The following is a 16,223-nucleotide window of genomic DNA, read 5'->3' as shown; positions in this document are numbered from 1 at the left end:
GCACCGCTTCGCAAGGCCGCGGACGACTGCTGGTCACAATGGCGCAACATCCCGGGACCCAGCGCAACTGTCCACGCACGCGGAGCATCACCTAGATACACGACGTAGAAACCGGGGGACCGCAATGCAGCGCCAGAGATTCATAATCCGCACGATCGGGGTGGCCACCGCCGTCGCGCTCGCCGCGACCGCCTGCGGTCCGCAGAAGTCGGAGTCGGCCGGCTCCGCCTCCGCGGCACCGTCGGCGTCCGCGGCGGGTGCCACCCCGGAAGTCTCCGCCTCCACCGACGACAAGCCCTCGGCCTCGCCGTCGGCCTCCGCGTCCGCCTCCGCCTCCCCGTCCGCCTCGGCCTCGCCCTCCCCCTCGGTGAAGCAGATCATGGCCAACGGCGACGAGAGCGAGCAGGTGCGCGAGCTCCAGGCCCGCCTGAAGCAGCTCAAGCTGATGACCGTGGCGCCGACCGGTTTCTACGGTTCGAAGACCACCGCCGCGGTCAAGACCTTCCAGTCGAAGAACGGCCTGACGGCGACCGGCGGCGTCGACGACGCCACCTGGAAGAAGATCCAGGGCGCCAGCAAGAAGCCCACCGCCGACGAGCTGCGCCCGCCGACCGTCAACGAGGTCGACGCGCCGGACCCGCGCTGCATGCAGGGCCGCGTGATGTGCATCAGCAAGGAGAGCCGCACCCTCGCCTGGATGATCGACGGCAAGGTCGTCTCCACGATGGACGTCCGCTTCGGCTCCGAGAACACCCCCACCCGCGAGGGCGTGTTCAACGTGGGCTGGAAGGCCAAGGACTGGACGTCGACGATCTACCACACGCCCATGCCGTACGCGATGTTCTTCAGCGGCGGCCAGGCGGTGCACTACTCGGCCGACTTCGCGGCCCGCGGCTACAACGGCGCCTCCCACGGCTGCGTGAACGTCCGCGACAAGGGCAAGCTGTCCGCCCTCTTCGACCAGGTGCAGGTCGGCGACAAGGTCGTCGTCTACTGGTGAGCCCGGCAGGACACCCGCACATGACGATGGGCCGCCCTCACGGGCGGCCCATCGTCATGTGGCGGCCCGTACGGGCCGGACGCAAAGGGCGCGGGCAGGGCCGGGGGAACGTGCCCCGCCCGCGCCGGGTGCGCAGAGCCCAGGGGTACGGGGGGAACCCCGGCTCATGCGCGGCCGATGACCAGTCGGCTCACTAGGTACTGCGCCACCGCTCCGAAAAGTGTTACAGCCAGGTCAGCACATGAATCAGCGACCGGACCGCAGACTCTCCGACCCCATCGGAACGGCAGGTTCCAGGGTCGACGAGCGGAGCGTCCCGCCCAGCGGCGAGTCGCGGTGCTTGGGCCCGTCGGTGTCCCCGCCCAGCACCGAGGCGCAGTACGCCGGGATCCGGGTGAGGCCGTCGGCCAGGCGCGAGAGCCGCTCGCGGCGGGCCTCGTCGAGCCGGTTCCTGCGGTAGTCCTCGCACAGGTCCGTCTTGAGCCGGCCGTCCAGCTCGCGGTCCCGGTCCTTGCCCGCGGTGCCTCCGGCCGCGGGGGTCTCCCGGCCGCCGTCCTGTCCGCCCAGGGTGCTCTGGTCGTCGCGGCTGTCCTTGCCCGCGCCGCCGCCGCCCGTGACCGACGCACCCGCCGTGGCGCCGCCGATGCCCCCGAACTCGGGGGTCGTACGGCCGGTCCCCGCCGTCGGCCGCGCCGGCTCGGGAGGAACGGGCGGGAGCGAGCCGTCCGGCAGCGGGGTGGGCCGCAGCTTCGGGGTGAAGGTCGGGGCTCCGCTGCCGACGCCCTCGATCCGGTCCGCCTCGGCACTGACGGACAGCGCCGGACCGGGGCCCGCGGCGGTGCGCCGGGGGCCGTCGAGCAGTCCCGCGCCCGCCGCGGCGGCCAGTCCGCCCGCGGCGACGCTCGCCAGGGCGGCGGCCAGCCCGAAGCTCACGGTCCGTCCGCGGCGGCGCGCGGGCGCGGGCTCGGGACGGCCGAGGTCGATCAGCGGTTCATGGGCCCCGCGGCCGCGGGGCCTGGCGCCGGCGGCCGCCGGCGCGGCGCCGCGGGCGGTGCGGAAGGCGGCCACGGCCGCTTCCTCCCCGGGCAGTTCCACCCCTGCGGGTGGCGGCTCGGCCACGGCGGCCAGGGCGTCCAGGGCGGCCCGCAGCCGGGCAGCCTCCGTCCGGGCAGGAGCGTTCGCGGCGGGCCCCACAGGTTCCGCCGGTCCGCCGCGCAGCAGTTCGTCCGCTGCGGCCCTGTCCAGCCACCTGTCGCGCTCGTCGGCCATCACATGTCCTTCTGCGTCCGCCAACGTGAATGCGTCACACCGGTTTTCTCCACGAAGCCCCCGCCTCGGCCGCGCTGCGCGGGTACGGCGTCGAGATCCCTCCCGGCCCTGCCGTCCCATGCGCGGCCCTCGGCATTATGACCGACGGGCGTTCCCTGCCCCGCGGCGGTGTCCGGGCCCGGCCCCGCTCCGCCGTCGGGACCCTGCGCCGCCAGCAGTTCCGCGAGCTTCTTCAGGCCGCGGTGGGCGGCGGTGCGCACGGCCCCGGGCCGCTTGCCGAGGGTCTCGGCCGCGCTCTTGGCGTCGAGTCCGACCACCACCCGCAGGACGACTGCCTCGGCCTGGTCCTGCGGGAGCTGGGCTATGAGCGCCATGGTCCGACCGGTGTCCAGGGACTCCATGGCCGCGCCCGCGGTGTCGCACTCGGCGGCCCAGCCGGTCAGCTCCGTGTCGTCGCCGCCGATGGCCGGGCGGCGGCCGCGCATGCGGATGTGGTCGAGGGCGCGGTTGCGGGCGATGCGGGCCGCCCAGCCGCGGAAGCGGTCGGCGTCACCGGTGAAGGAGTCGAGGTCGCGGGCGATCTGCAGCCAGGCCTCGGAGGTCACGTCCTCGGCGTCGCCGTCCCCGACGAGCGTGCGTACGTAGCCGAGCAGGCGTGGGTGCACGGCGCGGTACACAGCACGGAACGCGTTCTCGTCGCCGTCCTGTGCCGCGAGCACCGCGGTGGTCAGCTCCGCGTCGTCCCCCAGCAAAGTCCCCAACCCGTTCACTGTCCTGTACGTGTGGCGCAAATCAGCACGTTACGGCGTTCAAGCACCTCTCGTCCACGAGTGATACAACGTGCAACCAATCCTGCGCGGAGCGAGGTGTGACACAAAACGCACTCCCGGCGCTGACAGGGATACGGGCTTGTCGCACGAGCCCGTGACGGATGGCGGCCGGGGCCTCTCCTGTGGGGGGTGGCGGCCTCGGTCGCCCTCCCCCTTCCGGGCATTCCACCATGCCCGCCCGTCACGCTCACGTCATCCTTTCGGATCACTTCCGGGTGAAATCCCCGCACGGGTACGACACACCCGGCTCCGCGTCGATAGCGTTGCGGCACACCCGCGCCACGCCCCGAGGAGCCCCCCGCTGTCCAGCCACCTTCCGGCACAGGCCGCCGGCGGCATTTCCCGGAAGGGCTCCGGGGCGCACCCCGGACCCTCCCACGGTCCCGGACTGGCACGGTTCAACGCCCTGTCCCCGGACGAGGCCAGGGCCGCCCTCCTGGAATGCTGCGGGAGCCGTCGCTGGGCCCACCGGATGACCGCGCACCGCCCCTACCCGGACGCCGGGGCCCTGCTGGCCGGCGCGGACGAGGCCTCGTACGACCTCTCGCAGGCCGACCTGACCGAGGCGCTGGCCGCCGAGCGCTCGGCCGAGCTGGCCCACGGGGCCCCGTACGCGGCGCTGCTGGCGCTCGGCGCCGCCCGCGCGGAGTACGAGCGGAAGTTCGGCCATGCCTTCGTGATCTGCCTGGACGGGCATCCGCCGGAGGAGCACGCGGACCGGCTGCTGGGCGGGATCCGCAGGCGGATGGGGCACGAGGTGGACGAGGAGCGCTCGATCTCCGCGGACGAGCTCCGGCGCGTCGCGCAGGGCCGACTGCTGGACCTGACGCGCCGACTGGGTGCGCCGACGGGGTCGTCTGCTGTGGAAATCGGGCTATTCGCCCCTGTGGGATAGTCCGTACGTGGCTGTTTGATCACACCGCGGGACCCCGCGCGAGGGAACCGACAAGTCGTCGCTACGATGTCCGGGGCCGGTGGACCGTACCCGGCCGGGCCCGACCGACAAAGAAGCCGGCTGGCCCCCGCCCCGCTTCCGGAGGGTTTTCCGTGCCGGCTGGAACGTTGTACCGCGGCCGGGAAGGAATGTGGTCCTGGGTGGCTCATCGAGTCACCGGCGTCCTCATCTTCTTCTTCCTGTTCGTACACGTCCTCGACACCGCTCTCGTCCGCGTCTCCCCCGAGGCGTACGACGATGTCGTGGCTACCTACAAGACTCCGATCGTCGCGCTGCTGGAGTACGGCCTCGTGGCCGCCATCCTGTTCCACGCGCTCAACGGTCTCCGTGTCATCGCCGTGGACTTCTGGTCCAAGGGCCCGCGCTACCAGAAGCAGATGCTCTGGACCGTCGTGGGCATCTGGGTCGTGCTGATGGTCGGGGCCCTGTACCCCGTGCTCGGCCACGCAGCCGCTGAACTGTTCGGGAAGTGACGCGCATGTCCTCTGACACTTCTTCTGCCAAGGTCATCGGTGACGTGGAGGGCGTGACCCTCTACGACGTCGACAACCCGGCGCCGTACATCGAGGCCCCGCGCAAGCGCACGGGCAAGACGCCCCGCTCGACCCGCGGCAACTTCGAGATGGTCGCGTGGCTCTTCATGCGCCTCTCGGGCATCGTCCTCGTCGTCCTCGTCATCGGCCACCTGGTGATCCAGCTGGTGCTCGACGGCGGCGTCTCCAAGATCGGCTTCGCCTTCGTGGCCGGCCGCTGGGCGTCCCCGTTCTGGCAGGTCTGGGACCTGCTGATGCTGTGGCTGGCGATGCTGCACGGCGCGAACGGCCTGCGTACCGTCATCAACGACTACGCGGAGCGCGCCAACACGCGGCTGTGGCTGAAGGGCCTGCTCTACACCGCCACGGTGTTCACCATCCTTCTGGGCACGCTGGTGATCTTCACCTTCGACCCGAACATCCGCTAGGCAACGGGGCTGAGGCGAAACCAATGAAGATCCACAAGTACGACACCGTCATCGTCGGCGCCGGCGGCGCGGGCATGCGCGCCGCCATCGAGGCGACGAAGCGCAGCCGTACCGCCGTGCTGACGAAGCTGTACCCCACCCGCTCCCACACGGGCGCCGCGCAGGGCGGCATGGCCGCCGCGCTGGCGAACGTGGAGGAGGACAACTGGGAGTGGCACACCTTCGACACGGTCAAGGGCGGTGACTACCTGGTCGACCAGGACGCCGCCGAGATCCTGGCGAAGGAGGCCATCGACGCCGTCCTCGACCTGGAGAAGATGGGCCTGCCGTTCAACCGCACCCCGGACGGCACCATCGACCAGCGCCGCTTCGGCGGCCACTCGCGCAACCACGGCGAGGCCCCGGTCCGCCGGTCCTGCTACGCCGCGGACCGCACCGGCCACATGATCCTCCAGACGCTGTACCAGAACTGCGTCAAGGAGGGCGTGGAGTTCTTCAACGAGTTCTACGTCCTGGACCAGCTCCTGGTCGAGGAGGACGGCGTCAAGAAGTCGGCCGGTGTGGTCGCGTACGAGCTCGCCACCGGCGAGATCCACGTGTTCCAGGCCAAGGCCGTCATCTACGCCTCCGGCGGCACCGGCAAGTTCTTCAAGGTGACCTCCAACGCGCACACCCTCACGGGTGACGGCCAGGCGGCCTGCTACCGCCGCGGCCTGCCGCTGGAGGACATGGAGTTCTTCCAGTTCCACCCGACGGGCATCTGGCGCATGGGCATCCTGCTGACGGAGGGCGCCCGCGGTGAGGGCGGCATCCTGCGCAACAAGGACGGCGAGCGCTTCATGGAGAAGTACGCGCCGGTCATGAAGGACCTCGCGTCCCGTGACGTCGTCTCGCGCTCCATCTACACCGAGATCCGTGAGGGCCGCGGCTGCGGTCCGGCCGGTGACCACGTGTACCTGGACCTCACGCACCTGCCGCCGGAGCAGCTCGACGCGAAGCTCCCGGACATCACCGAGTTCGCGCGCACCTACCTGGGCATCGAGCCGTACACGGACCCGATCCCGATCCAGCCCACCGCGCACTACGCCATGGGCGGCATCCCGACCAACGTCGAGGGTGAGGTCCTCAGCGACAACACCACCGTCGTCCCGGGCCTGTACGCGGCCGGCGAGGTCGCGTGCGTGTCGGTGCACGGCGCCAACCGCCTGGGCACCAACTCGCTGCTGGACATCAACGTCTTCGGCAAGCGCTCGGGCATCGCCGCGGCGGAGTACGCCCACGGCCACGACTTCGTCGAGCTGCCGGAGAACCCGGGCGCGCTCGTCGAGGAGCAGGTCGAGCGCCTGCGCAACTCCACGGGCCACGAGCGGGTCGCCGACCTGCGTCTGGAGCTCCAGGAGACGATGGACGCGAACGTGATGGTGTTCCGTACGGAGCAGACCATCAAGACCGCGGTCGAGAAGATCGCGGAGCTGCGCGAGCGCTACAAGAACGTGTCCGTCCAGGACAAGGGCAAGCGCTTCAACACGGACCTGCTGGAGGCCATCGAGCTGGGCAACCTGCTCGACCTGGCCGAGGTCATGGCCGTGTCCGCGCTGGCGCGCAAGGAGTCCCGCGGTGGTCACTACCGCGAGGACTACCCCAACCGCGACGACGTCAACTTCATGCGCCACACCATGGCGTACCGCGAGGTCGGAGCCGACGGCTCGGACTCGGTCCGGCTCGACTACAAGCCGGTCGTCACGACCCGCTACCAGCCGATGGAGCGTAAGTACTGATGGCAACCCCGACCCTGGACAAGATGGAGGCGGCGGCCGCGGCCTCGCCCTACATCACGGTCACCTTCCGGATCCGCCGCTTCAACCCCGAGGTCTCCGACCAGTCGGAGTGGCAGGACTTCCAGATCGAGATCGACCCGAAGGAGCGCGTGCTCGACGGTCTCCACAAGATCAAGTGGGACCTGGACGGCACGCTGACCTTCCGCCGCTCGTGCGCGCACGGCATCTGCGGCTCCGACGCGATGCGGATCAACGGCAAGAACAGGCTCGCCTGCAAGACGCTGATCAAGGACATCAACCCGGAGAAGCCGATCACCGTCGAGGCCATCAAGGGCCTCACGGTGATGAAGGACCTCGTGGTCGACATGGAGCCCTTCTTCCAGGCGTACCGCGACGTCATGCCGTTCCTGGTCACCAAGGGCAACGAGCCGACGCGCGAGCGCCTGCAGTCCGCCGAGGACCGCGAGCGCTTCGACGACACCACCAAGTGCATCCTGTGCGCCGCGTGCACGTCCTCGTGCCCGGTGTTCTGGAACGACGGCCAGTACTTCGGCCCGGCGGCGATCGTCAACGCGCACCGCTTCATCTTCGACTCGCGTGACGAGGCCGGCGAGCAGCGCCTGGAGATCCTGAACGACAAGGACGGCGTGTGGCGCTGCCGCACGACCTTCAACTGCACCGACGCGTGCCCGCGCGGCATCGAGGTCACGAAGGCGATCCAGGAAGTCAAGCGTGCGCTGATCACGCGCCGCTTCTGACCTTCCGGTCCCTTGCGCACGAGGGCCCCGCTCCCCGGTTCGTCCGGGGGCGGGGCCCTCGTCCGTGGGCGGGGTCAGCGGCGGATCTGGCCGGCGATCGCCGGGTCGGTGATCGCCGTGTCGTGCGCGAGGAGCACGGCCTTGGACAGGACGACCGCGAGGGTGCGGTCGCCCTCGAAGGGCAGGTAGTCCGGTGCGGCGCCGGCGGCGGTGTCCGTTCCGCCGGGGACGATGCACAGGTACTGGTCGTTGGGCGACATCAGGACGTTCCCAGAGCCCAGGTGGATCTTGTACGTGCGCAGGTCCCCGCGGACGTGCAGGAACCGGCCCTCGACCGTGCACCGGTCGGCGATGGCGAGGCGGGGCACCAGCCGCTCCAGCAGGGCCCGCCGGGTCTCGGCGCTCTGGCCCAGCTCGCCGAAGGCGCAGGAGTGCCAGTACGTGCGGAAGCGGCCCGCGGGCCCGCCGTCGGACCAGGTCGGATCGTTGCCCACGCCGGCCACGCCGACGAACAGGTCGACGTCGCGCAGGACCTCGCTGAGCACCAGCTCCGGTATCCGGTCGAGCCGCAGCGGGCGGACCCGCCGGCCCAGGTGCGGCCACATCGTGTACCCGCCGCCGTAGGTGCTCGCGCGGTTCTGCGGGGCGTCGGCCGGATAGAAGCGGACCTGGTCGGTCCGCAGCCGGAGGTAGGTGCCCGCGTCGTTGGTGTCGGTGCCGTACTCGTGGCCGTCGCCCTCGACCCAGAACTCGGCGCGCAGACCCCACTGGGGCAGCTCGCGCACGGCGGGCGGCGCCGAGCTGTCGACGCAGAGGCGCAGCGTGTCGTTCCAGCCCCGGACCGCGGCCAGCGAGTGGAACTGGTGCTGGCGCAGGATGTGCGCGGCGAAGCGGTTGGAGTACCGCTTCGTCCGCCGTTCGGCGTCGGTCAGCAGGTAGACCTCGCGGTGGGCCTGCTTGAAGGGCTGGGTCACGCCGTGGCGCTCCAGCCAGTCCCGCCAGGCGACGACCTCGGCGGGCTGGCGGCCTGCGGGGTGCCACAGTCCGACGGTGCCGCCCCCGGTCAGGGGCGTGCCCGCGAGGGTGCGCAGGGCGCCCTCGGCGAAGGCGACGGCGGTGCCGTCCACGGTCCAGATCAGCCGTCGGGCCAGGGTGCCCACCAGCGGGTGGTCGAGGTAGTGCGCCCGCCACCGGTCGTACGTCCAGCCGCGGCGGGCCAGGAACATCCGGTCCAGCCGCTCCGCCTGCGCGGACAGGGTGGTGTCGACGTCCTTGGCCAGGCCCCTGAGGTCCTTCAGCGCTTCGGCGTGGTCCCGGCGGACGGCGGCCGGAACGGTCGTGACCTGTCGGCCGGCGGCGTTGCGCCACCGGAGGACGGCGCGGCTGCCGCGGACCTCCAGCAGCGCCGTGGCCTCCCCCAGGGGGAACGCGGCCGTTCCGGTCCCGGTCAGGCCGTACCCGGGCACGGCGAGCTCCTCGATCTCCTCGCGGCTCAGCCCGAGGGCGGCGGACCGGGCCTCCAGCGCGGCGTCGACGAGCTTGCGGGTGCCCTTGTACGTCACCCGGGTGCCCAGCCGGGCCAGTTCGGCCAGGGCGGCCTCGCCGTCGGTCCGGGCGAGGGCTCCGACCGCGGCGTTGGCGACCTTCGGGGCGCGGGGCCCGAGCCCGGCCGCCTTCCGCAGCGAGGTCTCTGCCAGCGTGCCGAGTGCGCGCGCGGTGGCGGGGTGCGGCGGGAGGAGGGCCAGCAGCCAGGTGAGACCGCGCAGGGCGTTGGCGTTGTACGGGTCGAAGGAGGCGTTCACGTCCGGTTCGTGGGTCTCACGCCGCAGTGCGAAGGTGCGGGGGCGGCCGACCAGCGCGAGCCAGCCGAGCACGGCCGTGCGCACGGCCTCGGCGCCGAGGCCGTCGACGAGGGTCCGGGCGGTCCTCTCCCAGGCCGCGGAGGGTCTGGCGGACCGGGCGGTGACCGCGTGGGCCAGCAGCCCCCGCCACCGCCCGTCCTCCAGGGCCGCCTCCGCCCACTCCTCGCCCACGTTGAGCACGGGCTCGGTGAACCGCTTCGCGAAGGAGACCAGACCGGTGTCGTGGGCGAGGACCAGGGCGCTGCGCCGGAGGGTCGCGATCACGGGCGCGGACAGGGGGCGGCCCTCGTCCGTCTCGGCGCGGCAGAGCAGCTCCCGGCCCTCCGCTCCCCAGAGGCAGTGGCTGAGGGAGAACCCCTCGACGTACGCGGCCCGTTGCGCGGCGAGCGGGAGCCCGTCCAGGCCCCGGCCGACGCGGGCCATCAGGACCAGCAGCCCGGAGCGCGCCGGCTCGGTCTCGGTGCCGTGCAGGTAGCGCTCCGCGAGCGCCTCGGCCAGGCGGCGGCGTTCTTCGCCGGGGAGCTCCCGCACCCGGGTCAGGAGGCGTTCCAGGCCGTGGTGGGGGAAGGCGCTGCGGGCGGCCTCGCGGGCCAGTTCGGCGGCCGTCGGCGCGTGGTCGTGCGCCATCAGCCGCCCACCAGCGCGACGAGCCGGAGGAAGGTGACCTCGGCGCCGAGGCGCAGGTCGATCTCCTCGTCCAGGGAGGTGATCTGACGGTCCCCCACCAGCACCAGGAAGCCGTTGCGTTCGAAGGCGCGCAGTGCCAGGGCGGTCTGCGTCTCCGGGTCGATGCGGCGCGGGGTGCGCAGCGCGTAGCCGTTGAGGAGCCGCTCGGCGCCCTCCGGCCGGACCAAGCCCTGGAAGACCTCGGGCCGCCGCGCGTGGTACTCCGCGACCTCCTGGAACACCCTGCGACGGATCAGTTCGCGCAGCGGGAGCCGCTCCTCGGCCAGGTCGAGGCTCCAGCCGTCACCGCGGCTCCCGGCGGTCGTCTCGTCGACGAAGGTCACCCTTGCCATGTCCCCGACGGTAGGGGCGTCCACTGACAACCGCCCCCGGCGGCAGCCGCTGTGGAAGGATCTGCGGCATGAGCGAGCAGCAGCCGAATCCGTACGCGAGCGGCCCCGGCGGGCAGGGCGGGCCCTCCTACGGGGCCGGGCAGGGCGACTACAGGTGGGGGCCCGGGGAGCCGAGTTACGGCTACCCGCAGCCCTGGCCGGCGGCTCCGGCGTACCAGCCGACCATCGGCGCGGGCCTGCCCGCGCCCGGCGGGTATCCGGCCGCGCCGATGGGCGGCGCCGGGCTGCTCCTCGGGGACATCACCGTCGCGGGCGACCAGATCATCACCCCTTCCGGCACGATGCCGCTGCGGGGCGCGATCTGGAACGCGAGCGACTTCTCGCGCACCGAGGAGAGGATGCCGGCGCACGCGATCGTGCTGGCGATCGTCTTCTTCCTCTTCTGCCTGCTCGGCCTGCTCTTCCTCCTGATGAAGGAGAAGACCACCACCGGCTACATCCAGGTGACCGTCACCAGTGGCGGACGCCACCACTCCACGATGATCCCGGCGGTCGACCAGGGCACCTTCCACTGGGTGATGTCCCAGGTCAACCACGCCCGCTCGCTGAGCGTCTGAGCCTTCCCCCACCGAGCGCCCGGGCCACGGCCCGGGCGCTTCCGTATGCCCGCGAGCCTCCCGGCCACTTCGCTTGAACTTGTTCAAAAAAGCTTCTAGAGTCATCGACGTCAGAGCATTTGAACACGTTCAAGGGGGCTGAGGGCTATGGACCTCACCGTGGTCGCATACGTCGTCTACCTGCTCATCAGCATCGGGCTGACCGTCTGGGTGGCCCGCACGCTCAGCCGCAACGGCCGCGTCTTCATCGGAGACGTCCTCCACGGCAACGAGAAGCTCGCGGACGCCGTCAACCAGCTCCTGGTCGTCGGCTTCTACCTGGTGAACATCGGCTTCGTCACCCTCTTCCTGCGGTCGGACAACGAGATCGCCACCGCCCGCGAGCTCTTCGAGGCGCTGTCGGTCAAGCTCGGCGTCGTCCTGCTCGTCCTCGGCGTCATGCACCTCGGCAACGTCTGGGCGCTCAACAAGATGCGCCGGCGCGGCATCATGGAGCGCCAGCAGATCCCGCCGGTCGCCCCTCAGGGGTGGACCGCACCCGCGGGGGCCTGAACCGTGGCGACCGCCGCAGCGCCGGCCGCAGCTCCCTCCGGGGCGCCCGGCTGGCCGGTGCGCAGGCTGACCGTCCTCTACGACGCGCACTGCCCGCTCTGCGTCCACATCCGGCACTGGCTGCTGGTGCAGCCCCGGCTGGTCCCGCTCGACCTGGTCCCGGCGGCCTCCCACGAGGCACGCAGGCGCTTCCCGCAGCTCGACCACGCGGAGACCCTGCGGGACATCACCGTCGTCGGGGACTCGGGACAGCTCTGGCGGGGCACGGACGCCTTCATCGTGTGCCTGTGGGCGCTGACGGGGCACCGGCCGCGGGCCAACTGGCTGGCCACCCCGGCCGGCCGGCCCTTCGCCCGGGCCGCCATGTACACCGCCTCCGCCTGGCGGCAGGCGGTGCGCACCGGGGACGCCCGGGAGGGCGCCGAGGAGGGGGTGGGGAGACCGGCCTGTGACGACCACTGCCCGGCCCCCCGATAGGCTCATACACCGTGACTGATCAGAAGGCTCCCAAGAGCGAGCAGACCCGCACGCTCATCCTCGAAACCGCGCTCCGGCTCTTCCAGGAGCGCGGCTTCGACAAGACGACCATGCGGGCCATCGCCAAGGAGGCCGGTGTCTCGGTCGGCAACGCCTACTACTACTTCGAGTCGAAGGAACACCTGGTCCAGGGGTTCTACGACCGGATCGGCGCCGCCCACCAGGCAGCGGTCCGGCCCATCCTGGACAACGAGACCGACCTGCAGAAGCGTCTCGCGGGCGTCCTGACGAGCTGGCTCGACATCGCGGCTCCCTATCACGAGTTCGCGTACCAGTTCTTCAAGAACGCCGCCGACCCGGAGAGCCCGCTCAGCCCCTTCTCCGCGGAGTCCGAGCCGGCCCGCCAGGCCGCGATCGACATCCACCGCGAGACGCTGGCGGGGGCGAAGACCAAGGTGCCGGCCGAACTGGCCGACGTACTGCCCGAGCTGATGTGGCTCTCGCAGATGGGTCTGGTCCTGTACTGGGTCTTCGACCGCTCCCCGGACAGCGAGAAGACCCGGCGGCTCGCCGAGCGCGGCGCGCAGCTCACCACCCGGGGCATCGTCCTGGCCCGGTTCCGCGTGCTGCGGCCGCTGGTGCGGGAAGTCCACGAGCTCTTCGCGGACTTCCTGCCGGGGATGGCGCAGGCGGCCTCCGCGAAGGGCCGGCGCCGGGCCTCGGACCCCGACCCGCAGCCGGAGCCGGACAAGGACTGAGGGCCCGGACCGGGGCCGGGGGGCTCGGGCCGGGGGGCGGGGGCTACAGCCAGTCGAGTTCCCACAGGCGCCAGACGCCCGTGCCGTCGGAGAGGTTCTGGGCTCCGGTCACGGCCTCGCGGGACATCACGTAGTCCTTCTTCTGCCAGATCGGCAGCATCGGCACCTGCTGGGCGACCAGCTTCTGCAGGTCGCGGAAGTCCGAGGAGGCCGCGGCCCGCTCCGAGTGGGACTGGGTGCGGGTGATCAGCTCGTCGACGTGCTTGTCGGAGAAGCCGTTGTTCATGGAGGAGTCGGCGCCGACGAGCGGGGCGAGGAAGTTGTCGGCGTCCGGGAAGTCCGCGATCCAGCCGATGGTGTAGGCGTCGAACTCACCGGCCGCGTAGCCCTTCTGGAAGTCGTTCCACTCCTCGACGGGCTTGAGCGTCACCTGGAACAGGCCGGTGCCCTCCAGCTGCCGCTTGATCTCCTCCGCCTCGGGCACGTTCGCGCCGCGTACGTTCACCCCGAGCCGGAGGGCGACGGGCGTGCTGACGCCGGCGTCCTTGAGGAGCTTCTTGGCGGTGGCCGCGCTGGGCGAGGGCCAGGCGTCGAAGAAGGGCGTGCTGTGGCCCGCGATGCCCGCGGGGACCAGGGAGTACAGCGGGGTGACGGTGCCCCGGTAGACCTCGCCGGCCACCCTGCCGCGGTCGAGGACGGCGGCGACGGCCTGCCGGACGGCCTGCGGGGCCGCGGCGGAGCCGGGACGCACGTTGAAGACGACGGAGCGGGTCTCGCTGCCGCCGGAGGCCTGGTAGCGGGTGTCCTTCATCCCCGGGTTGAGGCCGGCCAGCACGGCCGGCGGCATCTCGCGGTGGGCGACCTCGATCCGGCGGGCGTTCCAGGCCTGGTCGAGGTGGGCGGAGTCCTTGAAGTACTTGACCGTGACGGCCGCGTGGGCCGGCCGGGCCTGTCCCTTGTACGAGGCGTTGGGCTTGAGCTCGGCGCTCGCGTCGGCCTGGTAGGAGCTCAGGGTGTAGGGGCCCGAGCCGTCCACCGCGGCGTCCTCGCGCAGGGACTTCGCCGGGTACTTCTCCCGGTCGACGATCGAGGCCGCACCGGTGGCGATCTTGAAGGGGAAGGTGGCGTCCCGGGCGGACAGGCTGAAGGTGACGGTCAGGCCCTCGGCCTTCACCGATTCCAGGGTGTTGAACAGCGGCGCCGGCCCCTGGTCGGAGTTGATCGCCTTGATCCGGTCGAAGGAGTGCTTGACGTCCTCCGCGGTGACCGCCCGGCCGCCGGAGAACTTCAGGTCGGGGCGGAGCTCGCACTGGTACGTGGTGAGCTTCTGGCCGACGAAGGCGCAGGACGACGCGGCGTCCGGGACGGGCGCGTCGGACCCGGGCCGGATGGTCATCAGCGCCTGGTAGACGTTGCTGAACAGGGCCCAGGACCCCGCGTCGTACGCGCCGGCCGGGTCGAGGGAGGAGACGACGTCACTCGTCCCCACCCGGATCGCCCCGAGGTCGCTGCCGTCCTCCGGCAGCAGCTGCCAGGCCCCCACGCCGGCCACGGCGAGCACCAGCCCGGCCGCAATGATCTTCGAGCGGACAGACCGCATCCGTGAACCCCACCCCTGTGTACCGCTGACAGCTCCCCGCTGTCCGATTAACGGTCATCCCATCACGGAATATCAGCCGCCGGAAGGCCGAATCCACCGCGTTCCAAGGGCAGTTGAAGGGGTTCAGGCCTGATATGAGGCGAGTTCGACGACGGTGATGTCGGACGGTGCGCCCACCCGGACCGGCGGGCCCCAGGCACCGGCGCCGCGGGACACGTACAGCTGGGTGTCTCCGTAGCGTTCCAGACCGGCGACGGTGGGGTTGGCGAGTTCGGCGAGGTACTCGCCGGGCCAGAGCTGACCGCCGTGGGTGTGGCCGGACAGCTGGAGGTCGACGCCGTGCTTGACGGCGTCGTGGATGACCACCGGCTGGTGGGCGAGGAGCACCGCGGCCCGCGAGCGGTCGCGGTCCCCGAGGGCCGCCACGAAGTCCGGGCCGCTGCCCTCCTGCTCCCCCTGGACGTCGTTGACACCGGCGAGGTCGAAGTGGGGCAGGGCCCTGCGGGCGTTCTCCAGCGGGGTCAGGCCGAGCTCGCGCACGTGCTCCACCCACTGCTCGGCGCCGGAGAAGTACTCGTGGTTGCCGGTGACGAAGAAGGACCCGTGGCGGGCGGTCAGCTCGCGCAGCGGCTCGGCGGCGGGCCCGAGGTCGGGGACGCTGCCGTCGACCAGGTCGCCGACGATCGCGATGAGGTCGGGCTGGGTGCGGTTGACCGTGTCGACGATGCGCTGGGCGTGGGCGCGGCCCAGCACCGGGCCGAGGTGCACGTCGCTGACCACGGCGATGCGGAAGCCGTGCGCGGCGCGGGGCAGCTTGGCCAGGGGCACCTGCACCCGCCGCACGCTCGGCCCGCGCAGCACACCGTACGTCCCGGCGCCCACGGTCGTGAGGGCCACGGCGGCGGCCGTGCCGCCCACCGTCCGCGTGACGAAGGTACGGCGGCTGAGCCCGCCGCCCGGGGCGGGCCGCGCGGGCGCGGTTGCCCCGGGCTCCTCCGGCGGGGCCTCGGCGACCACCTCGCCGGGCGCGGCGGTGACGGCACCGCCCGCGGCGGCACCGCCCGTGACGGCCGGGGCGGCCGCGGTGGCCGGTCCGGTCGCGGGTGCGCTGCCCGGCCCGGGGGACACGGCTACCGCCCCCGGGGGTGTGCGGTGGGCCAGACGGCGGAGCAACAGCGCGCGGATCGGCTCCGCTACCAGCATCGTCAGGGTCAGGTACAGGAGCACCGCGAGCCACATGTACCCCGGCCAGGACACCGTCTGCTGCAGCCAGAAGGGGGCGCCGGCCCGGCCCGCGGTCAGGGCGGCCACGGAGAGGAGGGGCAGGGCGATGGCCAGAGCCGTGCCGATCCTGCGGGGCAGGCCCCCGGGGGCCGTGGTGTCGCGGACCAGGCGGATCCACAGCCAGCGGTGCACGCCGGCCAGCAGGGCGCAGACGGCCAGCGCGACCAGGGCGAAGATCAGGACGGTCATGCCGGGGTGCCCTCCGCGTCCGCGCCGTCGCCGCGTGACCCTCGCCGCAGCGCGAGGACCCCGCGCAACCCGATCACACCGACCGCCGTCCCCAGGAGAAAGGACGAGACCGCGAGCGTCAGGTGCACCCAGAAGTAGGCCGTGGGATCACCCGCCGCGTCGAAGGCCAGGCCGCTGCCGTTCTTCCACAGGTTCCGGACGAAAGACACCCAGATGAACCAGCTCCACACTCCGAACGCGAGCAGGAACCAGGAGGCGGTACGGCTGAGTCTCATGCCCCCAGTATCGGATCGGTCCCCGGGGCGGATGCTCCG

The 16,223-nt window shown here is 71.9% G+C and carries 17 protein-coding genes; 10 read left to right on the top strand and 7 right to left on the bottom strand.

The genetic code is table 11. The annotated features are described in order from the left end of the window. Window positions 1–124 precede the first annotated feature (124 nt). Complete coding sequence (locus ACPU2J_RS21120) at window positions 125–1,000, top strand: L,D-transpeptidase family protein (protein WP_361590867.1); 876 nt, start codon at window positions 125–127, stop codon at window positions 998–1,000. 246 nt (window positions 1,001–1,246) lie between these two features. On the opposite strand, the gene ACPU2J_RS21115 is transcribed toward ACPU2J_RS21120, so the two are convergent. Next, window positions 1,247–2,269 (bottom strand): hypothetical protein, encoded by a 1,023-nt coding sequence (locus tag ACPU2J_RS21115; protein ID WP_420079828.1) that lies wholly within the window; start codon window positions 2,267–2,269, stop codon window positions 1,247–1,249. After that, a complete protein-coding gene (locus ACPU2J_RS21110; RefSeq protein ID WP_389069616.1) occupies window positions 2,269–3,021 on the bottom strand; it encodes an RNA polymerase sigma factor in 753 nt (250 codons plus the stop codon). Before ACPU2J_RS21110 ends, ACPU2J_RS21115 begins: the two co-directional genes overlap by 1 nt. An 88-nt stretch (window positions 3,022–3,109) precedes the next feature. On the opposite strand from ACPU2J_RS21110, the gene ACPU2J_RS21105 reads away from it, so the two are divergent. The 5 genes from ACPU2J_RS21105 (at window position 3,110) to ACPU2J_RS21085 (ending at window position 7,551) form a co-directional block, all read left to right on the top strand. After that, the gene (locus ACPU2J_RS21105; RefSeq protein WP_423833815.1) at window positions 3,110–3,994 is read left to right on the top strand and encodes a 2-oxo-4-hydroxy-4-carboxy-5-ureidoimidazoline decarboxylase; all 885 of its coding nucleotides are present in this window, start codon (window positions 3,110–3,112) and stop codon (window positions 3,992–3,994) included. Between the two features lie 152 nt (window positions 3,995–4,146). Next, window positions 4,147–4,527, top strand: a complete 381-nt coding sequence (gene sdhC / locus ACPU2J_RS21100; protein ID WP_360872662.1) for a succinate dehydrogenase, cytochrome b556 subunit — start codon at window positions 4,147–4,149, stop codon at window positions 4,525–4,527. Window positions 4,528–4,532: 5 nt separating this feature from the next. Further along, the gene (locus tag ACPU2J_RS21095) at window positions 4,533–5,015 is read left to right on the top strand and encodes a succinate dehydrogenase hydrophobic membrane anchor subunit (protein WP_361590871.1); all 483 of its coding nucleotides are present in this window, start codon (window positions 4,533–4,535) and stop codon (window positions 5,013–5,015) included. A gap of 23 nt (window positions 5,016–5,038) precedes the next feature. After that, complete coding sequence (sdhA, locus tag ACPU2J_RS21090; RefSeq protein ID WP_420079829.1) at window positions 5,039–6,793, top strand: succinate dehydrogenase flavoprotein subunit; 1,755 nt, start codon at window positions 5,039–5,041, stop codon at window positions 6,791–6,793. Then, entirely contained in the window at window positions 6,793–7,551 is a 759-nt protein-coding gene (locus ACPU2J_RS21085) for a succinate dehydrogenase iron-sulfur subunit (RefSeq protein WP_365069948.1), read from the top strand. The genes sdhA and ACPU2J_RS21085 overlap by 1 nt, the downstream gene beginning before the upstream one ends. A gap of 74 nt (window positions 7,552–7,625) precedes the next feature. Here ACPU2J_RS21085 and ACPU2J_RS21080 read toward each other — a convergent pair whose 3' ends face one another. Continuing rightward, complete coding sequence (locus tag ACPU2J_RS21080) at window positions 7,626–10,040, bottom strand: DUF4132 domain-containing protein (protein ID WP_423833814.1); 2,415 nt, start codon at window positions 10,038–10,040, stop codon at window positions 7,626–7,628. Then, entirely contained in the window at window positions 10,040–10,432 is a 393-nt protein-coding gene (locus ACPU2J_RS21075) for a hypothetical protein (RefSeq protein ID WP_423833813.1), read from the bottom strand. The genes ACPU2J_RS21080 and ACPU2J_RS21075 overlap by 1 nt, the downstream gene beginning before the upstream one ends. 68 nt (window positions 10,433–10,500) lie before the next feature. On the opposite strand from ACPU2J_RS21075, the gene ACPU2J_RS21070 reads away from it, so the two are divergent. From ACPU2J_RS21070 to ACPU2J_RS21055, 4 genes are all read left to right on the top strand, one after another. Beyond that, entirely contained in the window at window positions 10,501–11,049 is a 549-nt protein-coding gene (locus ACPU2J_RS21070; protein WP_423833812.1) for a hypothetical protein, read from the top strand. Window positions 11,050–11,196: 147 nt separating this feature from the next. Continuing rightward, window positions 11,197–11,601 carry a hypothetical protein gene (locus ACPU2J_RS21065; protein ID WP_361590879.1) on the top strand — a complete coding sequence of 135 codons (405 nt, stop codon included), beginning with the start codon at window positions 11,197–11,199 and terminating at the stop codon, window positions 11,599–11,601. A gap of 3 nt (window positions 11,602–11,604) precedes the next feature. After that, window positions 11,605–12,078 carry a thiol-disulfide oxidoreductase DCC family protein gene (locus tag ACPU2J_RS21060; RefSeq protein ID WP_420079833.1) on the top strand — a complete coding sequence of 158 codons (474 nt, stop codon included), beginning with the start codon at window positions 11,605–11,607 and terminating at the stop codon, window positions 12,076–12,078. An 11-nt stretch (window positions 12,079–12,089) separates the two neighbouring features. Next, window positions 12,090–12,836: a TetR/AcrR family transcriptional regulator gene (locus ACPU2J_RS21055; protein WP_420079834.1), complete on the top strand. Its 747-nt coding sequence runs from the start codon at window positions 12,090–12,092 to the stop codon at window positions 12,834–12,836. Window positions 12,837–12,879: 43 nt separating this feature from the next. Here the strand turns inward: ACPU2J_RS21055 and ACPU2J_RS21050 are convergent, their stop codons facing one another. From ACPU2J_RS21050 to ACPU2J_RS21040, 3 genes are all read right to left on the bottom strand, one after another. Then, window positions 12,880–14,436, bottom strand: a complete 1,557-nt coding sequence (locus ACPU2J_RS21050; protein WP_423833811.1) for an ABC transporter substrate-binding protein — start codon at window positions 14,434–14,436, stop codon at window positions 12,880–12,882. A gap of 123 nt (window positions 14,437–14,559) precedes the next feature. Beyond that, complete coding sequence (locus tag ACPU2J_RS21045; protein ID WP_420079836.1) at window positions 14,560–15,909, bottom strand: metallophosphoesterase; 1,350 nt, start codon at window positions 15,907–15,909, stop codon at window positions 14,560–14,562. Further along, window positions 15,906–16,184: an SCO4848 family membrane protein gene (locus ACPU2J_RS21040; protein WP_361590889.1), complete on the bottom strand. Its 279-nt coding sequence runs from the start codon at window positions 16,182–16,184 to the stop codon at window positions 15,906–15,908. Before ACPU2J_RS21040 ends, ACPU2J_RS21045 begins: the two co-directional genes overlap by 4 nt. Between the last annotated feature and the right edge of the window lie 39 nt (window positions 16,185–16,223).

It is taken from the genome of Streptomyces manipurensis (assembly GCF_049570255.1).
Taxonomy (GTDB): Bacteria; Actinomycetota; Actinomycetes; order Streptomycetales; family Streptomycetaceae; genus Streptomyces; species Streptomyces manipurensis.
Note: the sequence above shows the minus strand (reverse complement) of the source record. Positions and strands in the feature narration are given on the sequence as shown.

Excerpts from the sequence above, each read along its gene's own strand:
- ACPU2J_RS21120 (WP_361590867.1), top strand. The coding sequence starts at position 125 with ATGCAGCGCCAGAGATTCATAATCCGCACGATCGGGGTGGCCACCGCC.
- ACPU2J_RS21115 (WP_420079828.1), bottom strand. The coding sequence starts at position 2,269 with ATGGCCGACGAGCGCGACAGGTGGCTGGACAGGGCCGCAGCGGACGAA.
- ACPU2J_RS21095 (WP_361590871.1), top strand. The coding sequence starts at position 4,533 with ATGTCCTCTGACACTTCTTCTGCCAAGGTCATCGGTGACGTGGAGGGC.
- sdhA (WP_420079829.1), top strand. The coding sequence starts at position 5,039 with ATGAAGATCCACAAGTACGACACCGTCATCGTCGGCGCCGGCGGCGCG.
- ACPU2J_RS21085 (WP_365069948.1), top strand. The coding sequence starts at position 6,793 with ATGGCAACCCCGACCCTGGACAAGATGGAGGCGGCGGCCGCGGCCTCG.
- ACPU2J_RS21080 (WP_423833814.1), bottom strand. The coding sequence starts at position 10,040 with ATGGCGCACGACCACGCGCCGACGGCCGCCGAACTGGCCCGCGAGGCC.
- ACPU2J_RS21075 (WP_423833813.1), bottom strand. The coding sequence starts at position 10,432 with ATGGCAAGGGTGACCTTCGTCGACGAGACGACCGCCGGGAGCCGCGGT.
- ACPU2J_RS21070 (WP_423833812.1), top strand. The coding sequence starts at position 10,501 with ATGAGCGAGCAGCAGCCGAATCCGTACGCGAGCGGCCCCGGCGGGCAG.
- ACPU2J_RS21065 (WP_361590879.1), top strand. The coding sequence starts at position 11,197 with ATGGACCTCACCGTGGTCGCATACGTCGTCTACCTGCTCATCAGCATC.
- ACPU2J_RS21050 (WP_423833811.1), bottom strand. The coding sequence starts at position 14,436 with ATGCGGTCTGTCCGCTCGAAGATCATTGCGGCCGGGCTGGTGCTCGCC.
- ACPU2J_RS21045 (WP_420079836.1), bottom strand. The coding sequence starts at position 15,909 with ATGACCGTCCTGATCTTCGCCCTGGTCGCGCTGGCCGTCTGCGCCCTG.
- ACPU2J_RS21040 (WP_361590889.1), bottom strand. The coding sequence starts at position 16,184 with ATGAGACTCAGCCGTACCGCCTCCTGGTTCCTGCTCGCGTTCGGAGTG.